19 protein-coding genes and 1 pseudogene are annotated in these 18,128 nt (G+C 43.5%); 7 read left to right on the top strand and 13 right to left on the bottom strand.

Going from position 1 to position 18,128, the window contains the following annotated elements:
* Nucleotides 1–173: 173 nt before the first annotated feature.
* The 9 genes and pseudogenes from purU to MKX75_RS14755 all read right to left on the bottom strand — a co-directional run bounded on the left by purU (nucleotide 174) and on the right by MKX75_RS14755 (nucleotide 6,792).
* Complete coding sequence (purU, locus tag MKX75_RS14795) at nucleotides 174–1,076, bottom strand: formyltetrahydrofolate deformylase (RefSeq protein ID WP_076334150.1); 903 nt, start codon at nucleotides 1,074–1,076, stop codon at nucleotides 174–176.
* Between the two features lie 60 nt (nucleotides 1,077–1,136).
* On the bottom strand, nucleotides 1,137–2,516 hold the full coding sequence (locus tag MKX75_RS14790; RefSeq protein ID WP_076334149.1) for an aminomethyltransferase family protein: 1,380 nt from the start codon (nucleotides 2,514–2,516) through the stop codon (nucleotides 1,137–1,139).
* Between the two features lie 20 nt (nucleotides 2,517–2,536).
* Entirely contained in the window at nucleotides 2,537–2,806 is a 270-nt protein-coding gene (locus tag MKX75_RS14785; protein ID WP_076334148.1) for a hypothetical protein, read from the bottom strand.
* 424 nt (nucleotides 2,807–3,230) lie between these two features.
* Nucleotides 3,231–3,329: pseudogene (locus MKX75_RS14780) on the bottom strand (N5,N10-methylene tetrahydromethanopterin reductase); the annotation flags it as partial.
* 25 nt (nucleotides 3,330–3,354) lie between these two features.
* On the bottom strand, nucleotides 3,355–3,807 hold the full coding sequence (locus tag MKX75_RS14775; protein ID WP_145147866.1) for a MarR family transcriptional regulator: 453 nt from the start codon (nucleotides 3,805–3,807) through the stop codon (nucleotides 3,355–3,357).
* A 44-nt stretch (nucleotides 3,808–3,851) separates the two neighbouring features.
* Nucleotides 3,852–4,619 (bottom strand): pirin family protein, encoded by a 768-nt coding sequence (locus MKX75_RS14770; protein ID WP_339165819.1) that lies wholly within the window; start codon nucleotides 4,617–4,619, stop codon nucleotides 3,852–3,854.
* Nucleotides 4,620–4,649: 30 nt separating this feature from the next.
* Nucleotides 4,650–5,006 (bottom strand): DoxX family protein, encoded by a 357-nt coding sequence (locus MKX75_RS14765; protein WP_339165817.1) that lies wholly within the window; start codon nucleotides 5,004–5,006, stop codon nucleotides 4,650–4,652.
* A 216-nt stretch (nucleotides 5,007–5,222) separates the two neighbouring features.
* Nucleotides 5,223–5,744, bottom strand: a complete 522-nt coding sequence (locus MKX75_RS14760; RefSeq protein WP_339165815.1) for a VOC family protein — start codon at nucleotides 5,742–5,744, stop codon at nucleotides 5,223–5,225.
* Between the two features lie 85 nt (nucleotides 5,745–5,829).
* Complete coding sequence (locus MKX75_RS14755) at nucleotides 5,830–6,792, bottom strand: YafY family protein (protein ID WP_339165813.1); 963 nt, start codon at nucleotides 6,790–6,792, stop codon at nucleotides 5,830–5,832.
* Nucleotides 6,793–6,921: 129 nt separating this feature from the next.
* Here MKX75_RS14755 and MKX75_RS14750 point away from each other — a divergent pair, with 129 nt between their 5' ends.
* Nucleotides 6,922–8,046, top strand: coding sequence for a GerAB/ArcD/ProY family transporter (locus MKX75_RS14750; protein ID WP_062834501.1), 1,125 nt, complete (start codon nucleotides 6,922–6,924; stop codon nucleotides 8,044–8,046).
* Nucleotides 8,047–8,169: 123 nt separating this feature from the next.
* Here MKX75_RS14750 and MKX75_RS14745 read toward each other — a convergent pair whose 3' ends face one another.
* The gene (locus MKX75_RS14745) at nucleotides 8,170–9,087 is read right to left on the bottom strand and encodes a sugar-binding transcriptional regulator (protein WP_076334170.1); all 918 of its coding nucleotides are present in this window, start codon (nucleotides 9,085–9,087) and stop codon (nucleotides 8,170–8,172) included.
* 239 nt (nucleotides 9,088–9,326) lie between these two features.
* On the opposite strand from MKX75_RS14745, the gene MKX75_RS14740 reads away from it, so the two are divergent.
* The 6 genes from MKX75_RS14740 to MKX75_RS14715 all read left to right on the top strand — a co-directional run bounded on the left by MKX75_RS14740 (nucleotide 9,327) and on the right by MKX75_RS14715 (nucleotide 15,672).
* A complete protein-coding gene (locus MKX75_RS14740; RefSeq protein WP_339165811.1) occupies nucleotides 9,327–10,061 on the top strand; it encodes an MBL fold metallo-hydrolase in 735 nt (244 codons plus the stop codon).
* A gap of 27 nt (nucleotides 10,062–10,088) precedes the next feature.
* Complete coding sequence (locus tag MKX75_RS14735) at nucleotides 10,089–10,955, top strand: Cof-type HAD-IIB family hydrolase (protein WP_339165810.1); 867 nt, start codon at nucleotides 10,089–10,091, stop codon at nucleotides 10,953–10,955.
* A gap of 74 nt (nucleotides 10,956–11,029) precedes the next feature.
* Nucleotides 11,030–12,070: an ABC transporter substrate-binding protein gene (locus tag MKX75_RS14730; RefSeq protein WP_254848001.1), complete on the top strand. Its 1,041-nt coding sequence runs from the start codon at nucleotides 11,030–11,032 to the stop codon at nucleotides 12,068–12,070.
* A gap of 17 nt (nucleotides 12,071–12,087) precedes the next feature.
* Nucleotides 12,088–13,842 (top strand): iron ABC transporter permease, encoded by a 1,755-nt coding sequence (locus MKX75_RS14725; RefSeq protein ID WP_339165807.1) that lies wholly within the window; start codon nucleotides 12,088–12,090, stop codon nucleotides 13,840–13,842.
* Nucleotides 13,839–14,888 carry an ABC transporter ATP-binding protein gene (locus MKX75_RS14720; protein WP_339165806.1) on the top strand — a complete coding sequence of 350 codons (1,050 nt, stop codon included), beginning with the start codon at nucleotides 13,839–13,841 and terminating at the stop codon, nucleotides 14,886–14,888. Before MKX75_RS14725 ends, MKX75_RS14720 begins: the two co-directional genes overlap by 4 nt.
* A 4-nt stretch (nucleotides 14,889–14,892) precedes the next feature.
* Nucleotides 14,893–15,672: a Cof-type HAD-IIB family hydrolase gene (locus MKX75_RS14715; protein WP_339165804.1), complete on the top strand. Its 780-nt coding sequence runs from the start codon at nucleotides 14,893–14,895 to the stop codon at nucleotides 15,670–15,672.
* A 109-nt stretch (nucleotides 15,673–15,781) separates the two neighbouring features.
* Here the strand turns inward: MKX75_RS14715 and arsC are convergent, their stop codons facing one another.
* From arsC to MKX75_RS14700, 3 genes are all read right to left on the bottom strand, one after another.
* Nucleotides 15,782–16,201 carry an arsenate reductase (thioredoxin) gene (gene arsC / locus MKX75_RS14710; protein WP_339165803.1) on the bottom strand — a complete coding sequence of 140 codons (420 nt, stop codon included), beginning with the start codon at nucleotides 16,199–16,201 and terminating at the stop codon, nucleotides 15,782–15,784.
* A 24-nt stretch (nucleotides 16,202–16,225) separates the two neighbouring features.
* On the bottom strand, nucleotides 16,226–17,527 hold the full coding sequence (locus tag MKX75_RS14705; protein ID WP_339165801.1) for an arsenic transporter: 1,302 nt from the start codon (nucleotides 17,525–17,527) through the stop codon (nucleotides 16,226–16,228).
* A gap of 70 nt (nucleotides 17,528–17,597) precedes the next feature.
* A complete protein-coding gene (locus MKX75_RS14700; RefSeq protein WP_062834494.1) occupies nucleotides 17,598–17,924 on the bottom strand; it encodes a metalloregulator ArsR/SmtB family transcription factor in 327 nt (108 codons plus the stop codon).
* Between the last annotated feature and the right edge of the window lie 204 nt (nucleotides 17,925–18,128).

The raw sequence follows: 18,128 nt of genomic DNA, 5'->3' as shown, positions 1-18,128 counted from the left end.
ACGATATGCCTTCCCCTACTCACATAAGGAAAATGCAAAATCATTTTGGTCATGCCTGCTTTACCAGTAACAGCCAAACACTGCTAATATTCAATTCGTTATCCATGTAAACGTTTACTGGATCATAATATCACACAATAAATTAGTTAGCAATCCCTTTATTCGACATTTTTCTATATGAAAACAACGGTTTTATTGTTATGCACGATAACACGGTCTTCCACATGCCATGCGACCGCGCGAGCAAGTACAGTTCGTTCAATCTGACGACCGATCCGTTTCAGATCTGTAACATGGTTACGGTGGGTAACACGTTGTATATCCTGTTCTATGATTGGACCACCATCAAGCTCTTCTGTTACGTAGTGTGCAGTTGCACCAATAAGTTTTACCCCACGGTGATGTGCTTGAGCATAAGGATTGCCACCGACAAACGCAGGAAGAAAGGAATGATGAATATTGATGATACGATTACGGTATTGCTCAATAAATGTTGGCGGTATGATTTGCATATAACGTGCCAAAATAATGATGTCAACATTCGCTAATTTTACTGCTTCCCTGTGCCGAGATTCAGCTTCCGCCTTGGTTTCGGGTGTAACGGGAACATAAAGGTAAGGAATTCCGAAAGACTCAGCGATCGTTTTCATATCCAGGTGGTTGCTGACGATGAGCACGATGTCAGCATCCAGTTCTCCGGCACGCCACTGCCATAACAATTCGAGCAGACAATGATCCTCTTTCGAAACAAAGATCGCTAACCGCTTCCTGTGACTTGCTGGAGATAATAACCATCTCATCCCAAACGGGTCCGCCAACGTTGCAAAATCCGATTGAATTGCAGCTAAATGTTTGGATGACTCATGTAAATCAAATTCAATTCGCATGAAAAATATACCTCCTGCGGGGTCCATCGTGTACTGATCCGAATGTACAATATTTGCTCCATGATCAGATAAAAATTGCGATACAGCCGCAACGATACCAGATTGATCCGGACAAGAGATAAGCAGTCTTGCACGATTTTGTAGTTCCGGTACGGAAACGTGAACTTTATTACTATTCATGTGCTCCATAAATCTATGAATGCCTCCTAATTATGTGATTAGCTATTACTATAAAAAAAGTAAACTCGCTTATTTCATTGGTGCCCCACATGGAATGGCGTTTACATCGACATGTTCATTGCGATGTTCATTGAGGAATGGAAAACGTGATATCGTAGCCCGAATTACTTTTTGACGTGTTCCTGGATTTCCCCAGAGAATATGAACTTCGTCCCCAATTACGGAATATTCTGAATTAATGGAACAAAGAGAAATCATTTGCCGATAGTAATAACTGTACATTCGTCCTGAACTGACACCAATCAAGTTACCATCCTTCAAAACTTGGTCAGCATATAATACCGTTCGTCCATTTTCCTGAGATAAATGTACGGGTTCCATCTCCATATAAGGTTCACCCGGTTGATACTGGGATGCCTGTACATCAAGGATATCTTCTGTGTTCCAGACCAAAGTAACCATTGTGCGGCGTGGGTGTGCTACTTGTTTTTCTAATGCCTCACGTCCAATGAACTCGTGATCAAACTTAATCATTTTTCCCCATCCCAATTCAACGGGATTGCGGTAACGTAGCCTGATGTCTGTACCCATGCTCCCCATTAACAATGTTGAAGGGCGACGAGTCTTCTGCGACTTCCCTAGATATTTCATGAAACCTGAGTCTTCTCCCCATGGACATGGAAAATGTACGAAAGACTGCGGAAATCCACCTTCGGTATGGTTCATCTTATACGCAGTTAGCCCAAGTTTTCGAATGCCAAAAGGTTCTCCCGCTGTCATGATGGCATTATAAATGGACAGTACATATTCGTTCTGACCGTGAATCTCATAAGCAAGCGTACCTGCCATCCCCATTCGGGTAACCCGAATCTCTTGCCCAGCAACACGGCTCATCCGGTAGCGTCCAAATTTCAGATCGTGCAGACATTCTCCGGTCGCAGATTCTATTATTTCAAGTGATTTAGGTCCGGCAAGCTGAAAGACGAACTCATCGCGTATATATTCTCCCTGTGCATCATAATTTCCAGTGTCTAATTTATAGGCAGCGTAGGGTGCCAGGAAATACGAAATGAATTCTTCCTCGCCTACTCTGAGCAACACGCCATGTGTCATAATGTTGCCTTCTTCATTACACATAATCGCATGTTTTAGAGAACCGATAGGGAATTTAGCGAAGCTGTTGACACACGTATCAGCAAAGAACTTTATCGCATCTGGTCCAGTGACGCGGTAAGCGCTGGCTGGATTCAGGCCAGTATGCAGATAACATGTTTCCTTCCATGACATGGACTCGTCTCTCCAGTTACTATATGCCAAGGGAAGAGCAGACCCAAAAGCCATCGCTTTACTATCCACATAGAAGTCAACTTGGGGATCATACGGTTCATAAATGGGAAGCAGCAGTTTCTCATTATTTTGATCTAAACCGATAGGAGTTTCATTTTTCACGATTCATACACCTCTTTATATTAGTTGTTGTATTTACGTTGACTTGTCATCATTGCTGACTGTTGAAGATTCAAACTCAGTAACATCGCTCCAATGTATCCAGCCAGAACCATCATCATGGGTACCATCTGGTTGTTCATCCCATTGACCGGATTAGAATATGTGATATCAGAAGTAACCCGTTCTGATAATGAATCAGCAGTACTTGCCAATTCCTGTTCCGTTAAAATATTTCCTTGCAGTACATTTTTCGCACTAATGACAATCGCTTGTTTATTGACTGTCTTCATGAATATGATAATCCCCTCTTAGTACAATTCTGCAAGATAATAAACAGTAGGTCTTTACTTTCCCCTCACAAGGTCGATGGAGTTTCCCGGGTCTCATCATCCACTATTGAATGGAAAAGAAAAGAACAATTGAATAATAACATCCCCCTGTCAATACCCTGCATAACTATAAAATGATTTCAAGATGTTTATTTTTGAAATATAATAGATAACTTATTTCATAGTGTGAAATACCATAGATGTCGTCTATTATACGAGACTTTTTTGTGTTTAAAGACTTCGCTCATTTTTCCATAATAACCCAAAAAAGAGGAGGCATAATGCCTCCCCAAAGTATGTTTTTCTTATCCTTGTTATAAGGTTATTCTTGTTACCGACATGATTTATGTGTGTCTCTTAATAGCAGACATAATGATTGTTGCGAGTAGTTCTCGCGTAAGGCTGTTTGGCTATCTTCTGCCACGTACATGAGACTCGTTGTGGAGATGGGTAATCCTGCTGGATCAAAGCCTGCGCTTTGTGCAACCAAAAGTCGGTTTCATCTCAATTCATTCGTTGATCCTACTAGCGCCTAGTCCGAGTTTCTTGAGAAGATTGGTTAACTGTATTTTTTCTTCATTGGTAATCGAAGACAGATTCTTGGATATCACCTCAACGTGTTGAGGAAAGATCTCTTTAAATAAATTTTGACCTTGATCCGTTATGACTACATTTGAAGATCGACGGTCTGTTGGACTTGGTTCTCGCTTTACTAATTCTTTCTTTTCAAGCTTATCCACTACATATGTGATGCTTCCGCTTGGGATCGAAAATTTCTCGCTTATATTTTGGACCGTGTGTGGTCCTTTATTGTAGAGTAGTTCCAGAACCATAAAGTTCTCATTACTAATGCCGGACCGCTCTATATCTTTTACAACATCATCAAAAACAGTTTTACTAGCCTTTACCCACACACGGAAAAGCCGTAAATCGATCTGACTTTGTTCATCTCCTTGGAACATGTACAGGACCTCCTATTAGATACCTTCCCAAAAAACAGTATTTGTCATCTTGGTTTTCTGTATAAAGGATAATCAACTTCAGTCGGAACTTCAATAAGCAAAATTCGAAGGTCTTGATCAATAGCTTGTATGGCTACTTTCTCTTCTTCCTCTGGTTGAACGATAATAAAATCCTTCTGTGAAAAATGAGTTGTTTCGATTGTATCTGATAAAAGAGATCCGTCTCCTCTAATGGCTAAACCAGCCAATGTACGACCGAAGGAAAGGCTATGCGTATATACTGTTCCCTTAGGAACACGTACATCCCACATTTGAGCATCAGTCACAATTTGCATAGGAGAATCGTTTCCTAAAAGTGTTTTGATTTTCACACCATCTATGTCTACTAACAAAAAATGATTAGAGTCATATTGTGAGTAAACAGGTGCACGTTTCACGGCTTGGCTTAGATGTGGTTCAAACCAAATTTGAAAGGCTTCAGTCGGTTCCTTTAACGCCTCAGCATGTTGCACACCAGAGCCTGTTTGCATGAGCTGGGCTCCTCCTTCTTGTACAACACTTTCCGTACCCAGTGTATCCCGATGATATGCCTTACCATTGATTACATAAGTGATGATTTCGAAGCCTTGATGTGGATGGAAGCCGATTTCTGCTGGTCCCTGAGAATGAGCCCAAGCCCAGTAAAATAGGGGTCCTAGTCGAGTAATGATCGAGCCTTCTCCGGAAAAACCAATTGGTTTTTGTTCTATTATTTTGCCGCCATCAAACTGACCACTTGCTTGATCTTTGGGTTTAATAATTTGGATTCCCATTATACTCACTCCTTAGGTTTAACGGACTATTCACTCAAACAAAGATCCGTAATTGATTAGCAACACGACCAATCCCAGAATTAATAAAATGATCGGCATAAGCATTTGTTTCAATTGATCATTTATTTTAATGTGGGTCATGATCGCACCGATCATCGTTACCACGATGAGTAAACCACCCCATGCAGCGAAACCCTCACTCCAATTACCTGCAATAACTAAAACTCCTGCAATGACTTCAATCAACCCTGTAAATACTCGGAATGCTCCAGGGTATCCATAGTTCTTAAATCCTTCCACCATCTGCTTGGACCCAAACTTCATAAACCCAAACATGAGAAAACCTAATCCTAATATCACTTGCAAAACAATGGATAGAATACTCATAAATTCAATCTCCTCTTTATCCTATTATTATCTATCCTAACTTTAGGGTAAATATATCCTAACATTAGGCTATATGTCAACTAAAATTCTTTCGCATCATAAAAACCTCCTCTCCGAAGGAAAGAAGGCGTTATGTTTCGTTAAGATAAATTTATTAATTCAATCAGTATACTGCTAGTACTTCTACCTTAAAGGGGCTCATTCTAAACTCACTATTCATCCGCTAACCCTTTTGGCCCACTCAGCAACCCTCCGACTACTTTCTTCTTCTGACAAATCTTCAATCCGGGTTAGAATAGACCACCTTACGCCAAAAGGGTCCAGTATACTTCCGAATCGATCACCAGACGCAAAGTTTATAATCTCTTCTCTTACTTTCGCCCATCTGGATACAGCGGTTGCAATGGTTTCATCCACATTCATGACGTAAACGCCTAAAGAATAACATGCATGTTCTTGATCTGGGGGCAGAGCCAATTGATATGTCGGGTTCGCTGCTCCCAACTGTAAAAAACCTTTTCCAAAATCCAATTCCGCATGAACAATCATTGTATTACCATTTCCATCTGGATGCTCCGTGATATCCTTCACGCATGCATTGAACACAAATTTGTAGAACTCTATTGCTTCAGAAGGGTCCTTCACTGTTATAAATGGGGTAATCGATGTAACGCCGTTAGGTGTACCATTCATTGTATATTTTCCTGATACTGCCTTGTATTTTGTCTGTTCGCTCATGTGTCTACTCCGCCTTTCTTCTCAGTAATCCGAGATTGTCATCATTATAAAATAACTTCACTGACATCTACTGTCAGTGAAGTTATTAAAGTTGATAATATTCCATTAACTCGGATACCACAGCAACCAGTCTGTCCTTCACATGTTGTGGTTCGATAACTTGAATGGATTTTCCGTAGGATAGGAGAAAATAAGGGACATATGTATGAATGGATTCCTCCTCAAATAAAAAGATAGCTTGATTGAGCGTCCGCTCTTTCAGATAATGTCCCATAAACCAATGTAACCCCAAGTCATCTAATGCCTCTGATCTACCTTTGATAACTAAGGAAATTAACCCCTCTTTTCCCACTACATCGGGTAACAAATTTTGCATAAAATATTCACGAGCTGAAAAAGCTTCCGAACGCTCAAAGCGGAGCAAAGTAGGCTTGATTCGTAGAATACGATCTGCCCGGAAGCTGCGGAATTCCTTTCTCAGGTGGCAAAACGCAATGGTATACCATTTATTATTCCAGTACACCATTCCATACGGATCTATTATTCTATTCTTGGGTTGTTCTTCACCGCTTCTGCGATAATCAATTTCCACAGAGCAATCATTAGCCACGGCTTGTTCCAATTCCGCCAAGATTGGCTGAACGGAAGGGTCTCCCATGCGATTGATAACGTTGAATCCAGCTAAATGACGACGAAGTGTGTATTCCTGCTCCTCATTCGAATACATTTTCAACTTGGATGTCGCATTGTCCAATGCCTCACTCAAAGGGTATCCAGCTTCTTTTGCAAACACAGCAGCTTGGAGAAGTGCCTTTTTTTCTTCAATATCGAATAACAGAGGCGCTTTGATATGCTGATTTAACAAGCTATACCCACCATTGTGGCCAGCATCTGAAATGATTGGCACGCCACTGGTACATAATGCATCAATATATCGATATACGGTTCTTATATTGATTTCTAACTTTTCGGACATTTGTTTTGCAGTTACTTTGGTGCCTGAATTCAGCATCCATAGAATGGCTAACATATTATCGTTCTTTGGCATAACCTACATCCTCATCTTCAAATAGTTATTGCACATCTTTATTTTATATCAGTACAGCACAATTTACATAAAAGAACTTCGTTGGGCGATACTACCTACAAATAAATTCTCCGGTTTGGAGTGAAGCCAATGAAGCAAGCCACAACCCAGATCAATACCTCTGAGGTTATTGTTGTAGTTATCAATTCAATCCTCGGAGCTGGAATTCTAACACTCCCTCGGACAATTAGTAAAGCAGTAGGAACACCAGATGTATGGATCTCCGTCATTCTGTCTGGGTTGATCGTGATGGTCATCAGCCTCATGCTTGTAACGTTGTGTCGCAGATTTCCTGGTAAAACGGTGTTCGAGTTTCTTCCTGAAATCATGGGCCATTGGATTTCTTATCTGTTGGGACTTGTAATTATCGTATATTTTGTTGTTCTTTGTTCATTCGAAGTCAGAGTCATGGCTGAAATTACGAGCATGTATATTCTTGAACGCACGCCTACCTGGGTGACCATCATGGTTAGTTTATGGATTGGTATATATATGTTAAGTGGTGGTCTTAAGGTCATCACCAGAGTCTTTGCACTTGTAATGCCGGTTACTCTGGTTTTGCTCGCGTTGGTTTTCCTTTTAAGCACTAAAATGTTTGAACTCAACAATCTCAGACCGCTCCTTGGCGATGGATTCATGCCTGTGTTGAAAGGGCTTAAGCCTTCGTGTCTCTCGTATTCCGGATATGAAGTATTGCTAATTATTACGGCATATATGGCGGACCTAAAAGCCAGCAATAAAGCAGCTATATATAGCATACTTAGTTGTACGATTATATATTTGATCACAATTGTTACCGTGGTGGGGAATTTATCTTTGCCAGGAATTCAGACGCGGATGTGGCCGACGTTCGACATGGTTCGAAGTTTTGAAATTGAGGGTTTTCTTTTTGAGCGCTATGAATCGCTGTTCATCGTGTTTTGGCTGATGCAAATTTTCGCGACCTATGCCTTTAAGCACTATTTTGCATCCATCGGTATTCGAGATTTATTTCGTCTCAAAAATATTACCGGTATACAATTCGCGATGTTACCGGTCTTGTATGTCATTGCTTACTTGCCTAAAAACCTGGAGGAAACGTTAGCTTTGGGTGATTTTCTTGGCAATATGTCCATTTTTTTATTTGGCCTGTTGCCACTGTTGTTGCTGATCATCAGTTTCATTCGTAAAAAAGGCGGAAAGCAGGCATCTAGTGGCGCCCTAAAGGCAGGCTGAATGTTGAGTTCTTAATGGATGTGTAGCTCAGGAGAACTTTTTCGTTCTCCTGGCTCCATGGAGCAAAAATTGGCCTCAGTTGCAACTTGTTTCAAGAAAGATCGATATGATGACCTTTGAATATTAAATTTTCGTAATTTGAGTAGCTGTCGCTTCATCCGTAATGAGCATATTAATATAACCCCCGCGTAAAGCAGCCAGGATGCAGTCGATTTTATGCAGACCAAAGGCCATACCCACCACTGTTTTTGTCTTCTTTAACTGCTCAAGTCCAAGGCCAATCACTTTATGATTAATGGGATGATCTGTGATCTTACCTTCACGATTGATAAATACGGAATTAATATCCGCAACGGTATTCAAAGCCTCTAATTCAGATAACACTTGCTCATTTAGATAACCTGATCGTTCCATCGTTGACATGGAATACGGGTTTCCAATCCCCACCAGAGCGAGATTGATATGCTCCCCCTCTTTCAGAACAGCCGAAATATTAGACATGCCAATAATTTGCTCCCTTAGCTCTTCTGTTTCAACGACTGCGGGAGCATACAACGTCTCGCAGGTCACACCCATTTTTTTGGATAACTCATAGGCGATCTGGTTAGAGTGCATTTCATTTCGTGAATTCCCTGTTCCACCAACCAGTGGAATGATTTTGACATTCTCTTTTTTCTCCAGAGGAAACTCTCGCACCATATGATAGAGCGTATTGCCCCATGAGACACCGACACGATCACCGTTTTTGATCAGTTTTTGAACAAATTGTGCGGCAGCCTTGCCTACTGCACTCGACAACAACTCTTTATTGAGATCCTTTGTTGGAACAACCAGTACCTGTTTGAGTTTAAATAAGTCCTCTAGTTTTTTCTCCAATTTGGACGTTTCGTAATCATCATCATGAATGACAATTTCAATAATGCCCTCTTCCCTCGCACGCTGCAGCATCTTGGATATGACTGGTCTGGATACACCAAGCTTCTCAGCAATCTTCTCCTGTGTCCATGATTCATAATAGTACATCTTACAGACTCTGATCATATTTTTGCGTTCGTCTATATTCACATATAAGTCCGCCTTTTACATTTAAATTTCCCTGCTAACACATTTCCCACTATAAAATGGGATTCGCGGCGGAGTCAAGTCAGGATAACTTTTCCAAAAGCATTTTTACAAAAGATTGACTTTCGTTTGACACGAGAGTAACAAACCCTTTTTACAATTGTAACTGTACGGAACATTTGTAAAGAATGCAGATCAAGACAGACAGAGGTGCAAAGATGAATGTGAAGATATTAGGTTACTGGGGTGGATATCCCGCCGCTGGCGGAGCAACTGCGGGGTACCTTGTAACCACAGATGAAGGGCAGATTTTGTTGGACTGTGGCAGCGGCGTGATGAGTAAGCTCCCCACCGAGACATGTGTGGAAGATCTATCCGGTGTTATTTTGTCTCACCTGCACCATGATCATATCGCGGATCTGGGAGTCCTCCAATATGCAGCAGCAGGAGCGATTCGCAATGGTCGTATGGGGAATAAACTGAAGTTGTATGCGCCGGATAGTCCAGTGGAAATTCTAAATGGTCTATATGATGAACATACCGAGGTCATCTCCATTGATCCTTCATCCAAGATTCAGCTTGCTGGCGCGGAGATCGAATTCGTACAGGTGCAGCATACCATTACATGTTACGCCGTTAAGATCACATATAAAGGCAAGGTACTGGTGTATTCCGGAGACACCTCCTACTGTGATTCCCTGATCGAAATTGCTCGTGATGCAGACATCTTTCTATGTGAGGCTACGATCTGTGAGGGCAGTGTTCACACGACCGGCAAAGGACATATGAATGCCCTTCAAGCAGGTATGATTGCTGGTCAGGCAAACGTCAAGCAGCTTGTCCTTGTTCATCTTCCCGGAGATGGCGATCTGGAGTTTATGCGGGATGAAGCAATTCGGTCTTTCCAAGGGCCTGTGGATATACCCGAACCACTTCGTATGTATGTTGTGTAAGTTAACCAATTCGGGAGGAATATGTTGATGTACAAATTGTTAGCCCTTGATCTGGACGGTACAATGCTTAATCCAGACAAAGTGATAACGCCTATGACACGAAGCTCCATTCAACAATTAATGTCAGCGAATGTGAATGTCACGATTGCCTCTGGACGCTTTCCCGCTTCCGTATGGTCACATGCTCGGGAAGTCTCCATGAATTTCCCACTGGTAGCATTGAACGGTGCCGTGACGGTAGATCCCTTGACTGGACAACTGCTTGATGGCGTTGCGTTGAAAATAGAAGATATGCTATTCATGTTGGATGTCATCCAGCAAGAAAAAGCTTACATCCATTTCTATGGATACAATGTCCTCTACGTTCAAGAGATTAATGATATCAATAGAAACTGGGCAATGAACAATAGGGTCAACAGACCGGAGTTAGATTCTCCCGAAGAACTTGATGAACATGTTGCAGAACAGGCTGATTTTATTCGCTTCGTCGAAGTTGGACAGGATTTCAGAACCTTTGTAAGCCAGATGCCAGAGATGCTGTTCAAAGCAGCCGTGATCTGTTCAGACCACGACTCACGCGAAAAACTATTTCATATCCTTGAAGAATCAGCGTTATTCCAATGTACACGAACAGGAAGTTTGCGATTTGATGTTAATTCCGTCGGAGTTAGTAAACGTGGAGCGCTGGAACGATTGTGTCTTGAACATCATATCGAACGTGCGCAGGTAGCTGTAGCCGGGGATTATGATAATGATCTGGACATGCTGCAATGGGCAGGATTAGGAATCGCCATGGGAAATGCAGAGCCTCATGTGCAGGAGATCGCTAATGTTGTTACTGGCAGTAACACCGAAGATGGTGTTGCGCAGGCTATCCATACTTTCTTGTTGTAATTTGCTCTAATTATTTCATTTCCAATGTCATAACCCAATACATGATCAGCTAGACACCAAAGGAGAGATTATCTGTGATTCCATTCAAAAAGTCGTTACTACTACCCCTTCTGGCAGGCATGATTGTATTCAGCGGTTGTTCTGCACAAGGACAAGCCACGCCAGATCAAAATGGTTCAGGAGGAGCTTCAAGTACGGTGTCAGGCAAACTGTCCTTCTATACTTCCCAGCCTGAAGAAGATGCAGGCAAATTGGTCAATGCGTTTAACGATAAATACCCAGATGTTCAAGTCAGCATCTTCCGTTCCGGGACCGAAGAAGTCACTGCGAAACTTCAGGCAGAACGCCAAGCCGGAAAAACTCAGGCAGATGTACTCCTGCTGGCGGATGCAGTTACCTTTGAAAATCTGAAAAAGGATGATCTTCTTCAAGCTTATAAGTCCCCAGAGCTGAGTGCAATCCCGACCGATTTGGTTGATCCAGACGGTATGTACGCCGGTACGAAGGTAATGGCAACGGTACTCGCTACCAACACCCAGAAGGTCACAGTTCAACCAACCTCCTGGCAAGTGCTGACCCTGCCGGAGAGCAAGGACGCAAGTATTATGCCGAGTCCCCTTTACTCTGGTGCAGCAGCATACAACATCGGAGTATTTAGTCGAACAGATGGATTCGGATGGGACTTCCTTCAGGAGACGAAGATGAACGGCATGTCCGTAATTAAAGGAAACGGTGCGGTTATGAAGGCTGTAGCCAGCGGTGAAAAATCATATGGCGTTGTTGTGGATTACCTCGTGGCGCGTGAAAAAGCGAAGGGTTCTCCTGTTGAACTGATCTACCCTGAAGAAGGTGTTCCCATCATTACTGAACCAATCGGGATCATGAAAGAAGCTGCCAATGTGCCTGCTGCGCAAGCCTTTGTAGATTTCATTCTCTCTGAAGAGGGGCAGAAGTTATCTGCAGAGATCGGTTACTCCCCTATTCGTGAAGGCGTTTCTCCACCTGAAGGATTGAAAGGTGTATCGGAAATGAAGATTTTGCCTGGGGATGCGGCCAAACTTGCAGTTGATCGGGAAACAGATAAACAGCAATTCATTAATGTGTTTGGCGAGTAAGGATTGGAGCTGTTTGAATGGAGAAATTGAAGAGAAATATGATCGTTCTAAGGGGACAAGAGAACGGACGCAAGTCCGTTTTCTCTCTCCCCAGCCTGTTTCGTTGGAATCGATTGATTGCCCTGTTGGGCGCTATAGCTGTCCTGTTATTCTTTGTATACCCCATCCTGAAGCTGGTTCTTCTCAGCTTCCAGGGGGAACAAGGATTGACATTATCTCATTATAACGAATTACTTCAGCAGGAACGTTTCTGGTCCACGCTGCGCAATACCGTATATATCGTCATCGGTTCAACTGTATTCTCACTCGTGATTGGAACTGCACTGGCCTGGGTCGTCGCTTATACGGATATACGACACAAATCGGCTCTGCATATGGGAATCATGCTTTGTTTTATTCTTCCCTCTTATGTTCTCACGTTGTCCTGGTCTTCGTTTACCGGGTCCCAGAGCTGGCTTGCACATGTGCTGCAATGGATTCATCCCGATCTGGCTCCTTGGAGCATGTACAGTATGGGCGGTATTGTGTTTGTGATGGGGATTCACCATTTTCCATTAGTGTATATGTTCACGTTGGATGTACTACGTAAAATTCCGCGTGATCTGGAGTGGGCGGCTAGAGCCGGCGGGGCAAGCAGGATCGAAGTTTTCCGTCGGATTACGTTGCCACTTGCCCTTCCGGGTTTAACGGCAGGCGGATTGCTGGTTTTCCTGGCTTCGCTGGACAATTTCGGGATACCTGCCTTCCTTGGTACGCCTGTGAATATTTCTGTTCTCAGTACACTTATATATGAAGAGATTATTGGATTCGGGCCTTCGGCCTTTGCCCGTGGCGCATCGTTATCTGTGTTGCTCGGTGCTGCTGCGGTAGTCGGCAGTCTGTTGCAATGGCTTCTTTTACGTAAAAGTCATGCTTCGGATACGATGCAACCCGATCTTACCCCGAGATATGAGTTAGGTCGCATGCGCAAGCCGCTAGCCTTCGCTATATGGGCAGGTCTGGCACTGATTACGATTATTCCGTTATCTTCAATGATCTCGATGTCTTTAAAAAGAGCGTATGGTCTCGGTCTGACTCGTGCCAATATGACCTTGGACAATTATAGATATATCCTCTTCGAGAATGAACGTGTATGGCAGGCGATTCAGAACAGCCTTGTCCTCTCTCTTGTCACGATGCTGGCTTGTCTGATTATTGGCTCAGGATTTGCTTATATCCGGGTACGTAAGCCTAATCAATTCAATAAAATGGCCGAGCTGGCCACTGCCGTTCCCTATACCCTTCCCGGCATTGTGTTCGCACTGTCCATGATACTGGTATGGATGGAGCCGGTTCCTGGCTGGAACCCTGGCATCTATGGCACCATGACCATCTTGTTTATTGCCTACATCTGTCGATTCCTTATTCTTCAGATCCGCTCAAGTGTCACTTCATTCATGCAGCTGGATGCATCCATGGAAGAAGCAGCGCGGATCTCCGGAGCCGGCTTCTGGCGTAAATGGACTGCTGTTCTGTTACCCTTACTGCTGCCGGGTATTCTGACCGGAGGCATGTTGGTCTTCCTGACCGCCTTGACCGAACTTACTGTATCGGCATTGTTATATTCATCAGGTTCACAGACCATTGGTGTCACCATATTTAGTTTTGAACAGGCAGGAGATACCCTCTATTCAACTGCCTTGTCCAGTCTGATTGTCGCACTTATTGCGGCAGGCGGCGTAATTCTGCTCATCGCTCAACGCTGGGCAACTCGTAAGGGAGTGAAGTCATGAGTATTCAGATTCAACAGGTTAGCAAATCCTTCGGAAGTTACCAGGCCCTTCATTCCATTAACTTAACGATTGAGGATGGAGAATTCGTGGCGATCCTTGGACCATCAGGCTGTGGAAAAACCACATTGCTGCGTATCCTTGCCGGATTTGAGCAACCAAGCAGTGGTAATGTTTTGATGGACGGTAAAGTGGTGGCAGGCTCAGGTACATTACTTCCTCCCGAAAAACGCAGAATCGGCATGGTGTTCCAGTCCTTCGCACTTTGGCCACATATGAATGTATCCGAACATGTCCGTTTTCCCATTCGAACGCATAAATCAACGCCTTCTCATATTAAAAATAATGAGCAGAACCGCGTTCAAGAAGTCCTGAACATGTCGGGGCTGTCCCATCTGGCAGAACGTATGCCGCATGAGCTATCTGGAGGACAAAAACAACGTGTTGCTATCGCACGCGCCATCGCCCCTCAACCGTCATTATTGCTAATGGATGAACCACTCAGTAGTTTGGATGCCATGCTTCGTATGGATATGCGGCGTGAGATTCAACAAGTACATCGGAATACGAAATCAGCTGTAGTCTATGTGACGCATGATCAGGGGGAAGCCCTTGCCATGGCTGACCGTATTATCGTAATGAAGGATGGCCGGATTGAACAGGCTGGAACTCCGCAGGAGATTTATTTACGGCCAGAGACCGAATTCGTGGCGAGGTTTGTATCGAAGTCCAATTTGGTCAAAGGTCATTGGGATGCAGACATGTTCATCCCTGAAGGCGGTGCAAATATTGCTTGGCCCGGCAAGCAGGTTGCAAACTATTTTAAATCCAACGGGTTGTATCCCGTGAGGCCGGATCAGTTCCATTTACAGCCTTCAAGTCAAGCTGGAATATTGGGAGAGATCGCCAATGTCCAGTTTCAAGGAAAAGAATTTCACTATGATATTCGCAGTGATACGAAACGTTGGGAAGTCATCTCCCCTCTTCCTTTCGGCTTAAATGAGCAAGTCAGTCTGAGTCTTTCTTCCGTCGGCGGGGAAGGAGTGTGACGTTGTGGCTCAAAGTCCAAAACTGATTTTCTTTGACATTGATGGTACGCTGCTCGACCGCCACAATCGAATTCCCGCTTCTGCGAAGCAAGCCGTTCTTGCCTTAAAGGAAGCCGGACATGTCGTAGCTTTAGCCTCAGGGCGATCTCCGTTTATGCTGGAACAGGTTCGGCTTGAACTGGAGCTGGAGTCTTATGTTAGTTTCAATGGACAATATGTGATGCATCAAGGAGAACTTATTCACAGTAACCCCATTCGTTCGGATGCTTTGAATCAACTGTCTGCATTCGCTGAGCTGTCGGGACACCCACTCGTTTATCTGGATCATTCACAGATGAGTTGCAGTCAGAAATATCATGCACATGTAGACCTTTGTCTAACTTCGCTTGGTGTCACGCATCCTGGGTATGACAAGAGCTTTTGTACAAACAGGCTCATCTATCAGACGATGCTATTCTGCTCCTCAGAAGAAGAAACGGTATATCGAGATAGGTTCCGTGAGCTGCACTTTGTACGTTGGCATCCGTTGTCCATGGATGTTCTACCTGCCGGAGGCTCTAAAGCCGAAGGGGTTTCCCGACTCGCAGACCGCTTAGGGTTTTCCCCTGAACAGGTGTATGCTTTTGGTGATAACTTCAATGATATGGAGATGTTCCGTTATGCAGGCTGCAGTATTGCCATGGGCAATGCCCCTCATCCTCTTCAACAACTGGCATCTCATGTTACAGCTAATGCGGAACAAGACGGGATCTGGCATGGTCTGAAATGGGCAGGCTTGTTGTAGAGAAGATACAGTTGAAGTACTCTCCTCTCTATAGCACCAATATGAATGTTAAAAGACCTCCTCAATATTTTAAAGAGGAGGTCTTTTCATGGTCTGAGTTATTTATGTCTTACTTGCCAGTGTCTGCGAAAGTTTTAATGCGCTCCCCAATTTGGTCCCGAACCCTTTGGAACACAGCCCATCTTTCTTCATCTGTACCTTGCGCTTTGGCAGGGTCATCGAACCCCCAGTGTTCCCGCTTCACATGTGGTGGCGTCAGTGGACATTTATCAGCGGCATCGCCGCATAATGTGACCACAAAATCAGCGTTATTCAACAACTTCGAATCAATAATATCAGAAGTTTGAGTTGAAATATCCAGGTCAACCTCTTTCATGGCTTCCACTGCTTTGGGATTCAAACCGTGTGCCTCAATTCCCGCACTATAAATGTTCCAGTCCTCGCTCAGATATTTCTTGGCCCAGCCTTCAGCCATTTGACTCCGGCAAGAATTGCCTGTACATAGGAAGTAAAGTGTTTTTTTACGCATGTCATCGTCTCCTCGTTGTTTATATTATAGAATGCTTAACCACAGATACAGACCCACTAGCGTAATCAGCAAAGTGGGAATGGTGATCATGATACCCGTTTTGAAGTATGTGCCCCATGAGATTTTGACACCTTTGGTGCTAAGCACATGAAGCCAAAGCAGTGTCGCGAGTGAACCAATCGGGGTAATCTTCGGTCCGAGATCCGAGCCAATAATATTGGCGTATATCAGTGCCTCCCGAACAGTTCCCGTAGTCGATGTAGCATCAATGGCAAGCGCATCAATCAGCACGGTAGGCATGTTGTTCATCAGGGATGAAATGATCGCAGCAATAAAACCCATACCTATCGTTGCAGCAAACAATCCTTGATCTGCCACCGCCTGAATAACTACAGCCAGAAGGTCCGTCAAACCGGCATTACGTAGACCATACACCACTACATACATGCCGATGGAGAAGAATACGATTGCCCAAGGTGCTTCTTTGATAAGCATAGTAGTCGGCACAGCAGAACTGCGGGAAGCCATGATGAGGAAGAATATTGCGACAACACCTGCCACAAAGGATACGGGTATTCCGATAAATTCACTGGTGAAGTATCCAATGAGCAGAACCCCCAACACCACCCACGATAACCGAAACATTTTCATATCCTTAATCGCAGATATCGGAGGTTTCAATTCATTCGCATCAAAGCGTTTTGGAATACTCTTTCGGAAAAAGAGATACAGTACGCCGATACTCGCCGCCAGTGAGAACAGATTCGGGACAAACATCCTTCCTGCATATTCCATAAACGTAATACCAAAGAAATCGGCAGACACGATGTTCACCAGGTTACTTACAATGAACGGCAAGGATGTCGTGTCCGCAATAAATCCACTGGCTATAATAAATGGAAATACTTTTTTCTCATCGAAATTCAGCGCACGCACCATGGCTAGAACAATCGGTGTCAAAATCAATGCGCCTCCGTCATTGGCAAAGAAAGCAGAAACCACTGCTCCCAATATGGAGACATAAACAAACATCCGGACACCGTTGCCATGAGCAGCTCTCGCCATATGTAAAGCAGCCCATTCGAATAATCCAATACGATCCAAAATTAACGAAATCAGAATGATTGCGACAAATGCAAGTGTCGCATTCCATACGATTTGCGTCACATCCCATACGTCTTGGAGATTGACCACACCCACCAGTAAAGCAAGAATTGCTCCGCCGCAAGCAGACCAACCAATGGACAGGTTTTTAGGCTGCCAAATTACAAGCACAAGTGTGATTAAAAAGATAATGCAAGCGAGCAGCGTAGATAACAAACACATCCCTCTTTTCTTTTCTATTCATTTCATTTCATATTAGTATATAACTATGTGCTTATATATAAATAAAAAATTAATTACACGTTGAAGTATAGTTCTCTTTGTTTAAAGACTTAAGGATCTCCACCGAATCCGGCATGAATTCCAAGACTGACTTGATATAAGGTGTATTCTCTACATTCAAAGAGTAATATACCCACTGACCGCGTTTGCTCTCCTTAACCAACCCTTGATCTTTCAACTTGCGTAAATGCTGACTAATGCCCGGTTGTGACATGTCCAAAATTTCTACAAATTCACATACGCACCATTCACGTTCCTTGAGGAGTGTAAGTATCGTAAGACGTGTTTTGTCACCCAACAATTTTAGCTTATCAGCTGCTTCTTGAATTGAATCCATATCACTTTCTCCTTCCGTAGAATATAAGTGCATGCTTATATTATAATGCAACCATCCTAAAGTCAATCTTCAAAATACATCTATCTGCTCGCTATCGCGAGATTCCAGTGTGAATGCAGAGCTTAGATCCATAGCAACTTCCTCCATCACTAAGATGTTATATCATAATTAATATACCGATTAAAAGCAGCTCTAATAGCGGCT

This window comes from Paenibacillus sp. FSL R5-0341 (assembly GCF_037975235.1).
Lineage (GTDB): Bacteria > Bacillota > Bacilli > Paenibacillales > Paenibacillaceae > Paenibacillus > Paenibacillus amylolyticus_A.
Note: the sequence above shows the minus strand (reverse complement) of the source record. Positions and strands in the feature narration are given on the sequence as shown.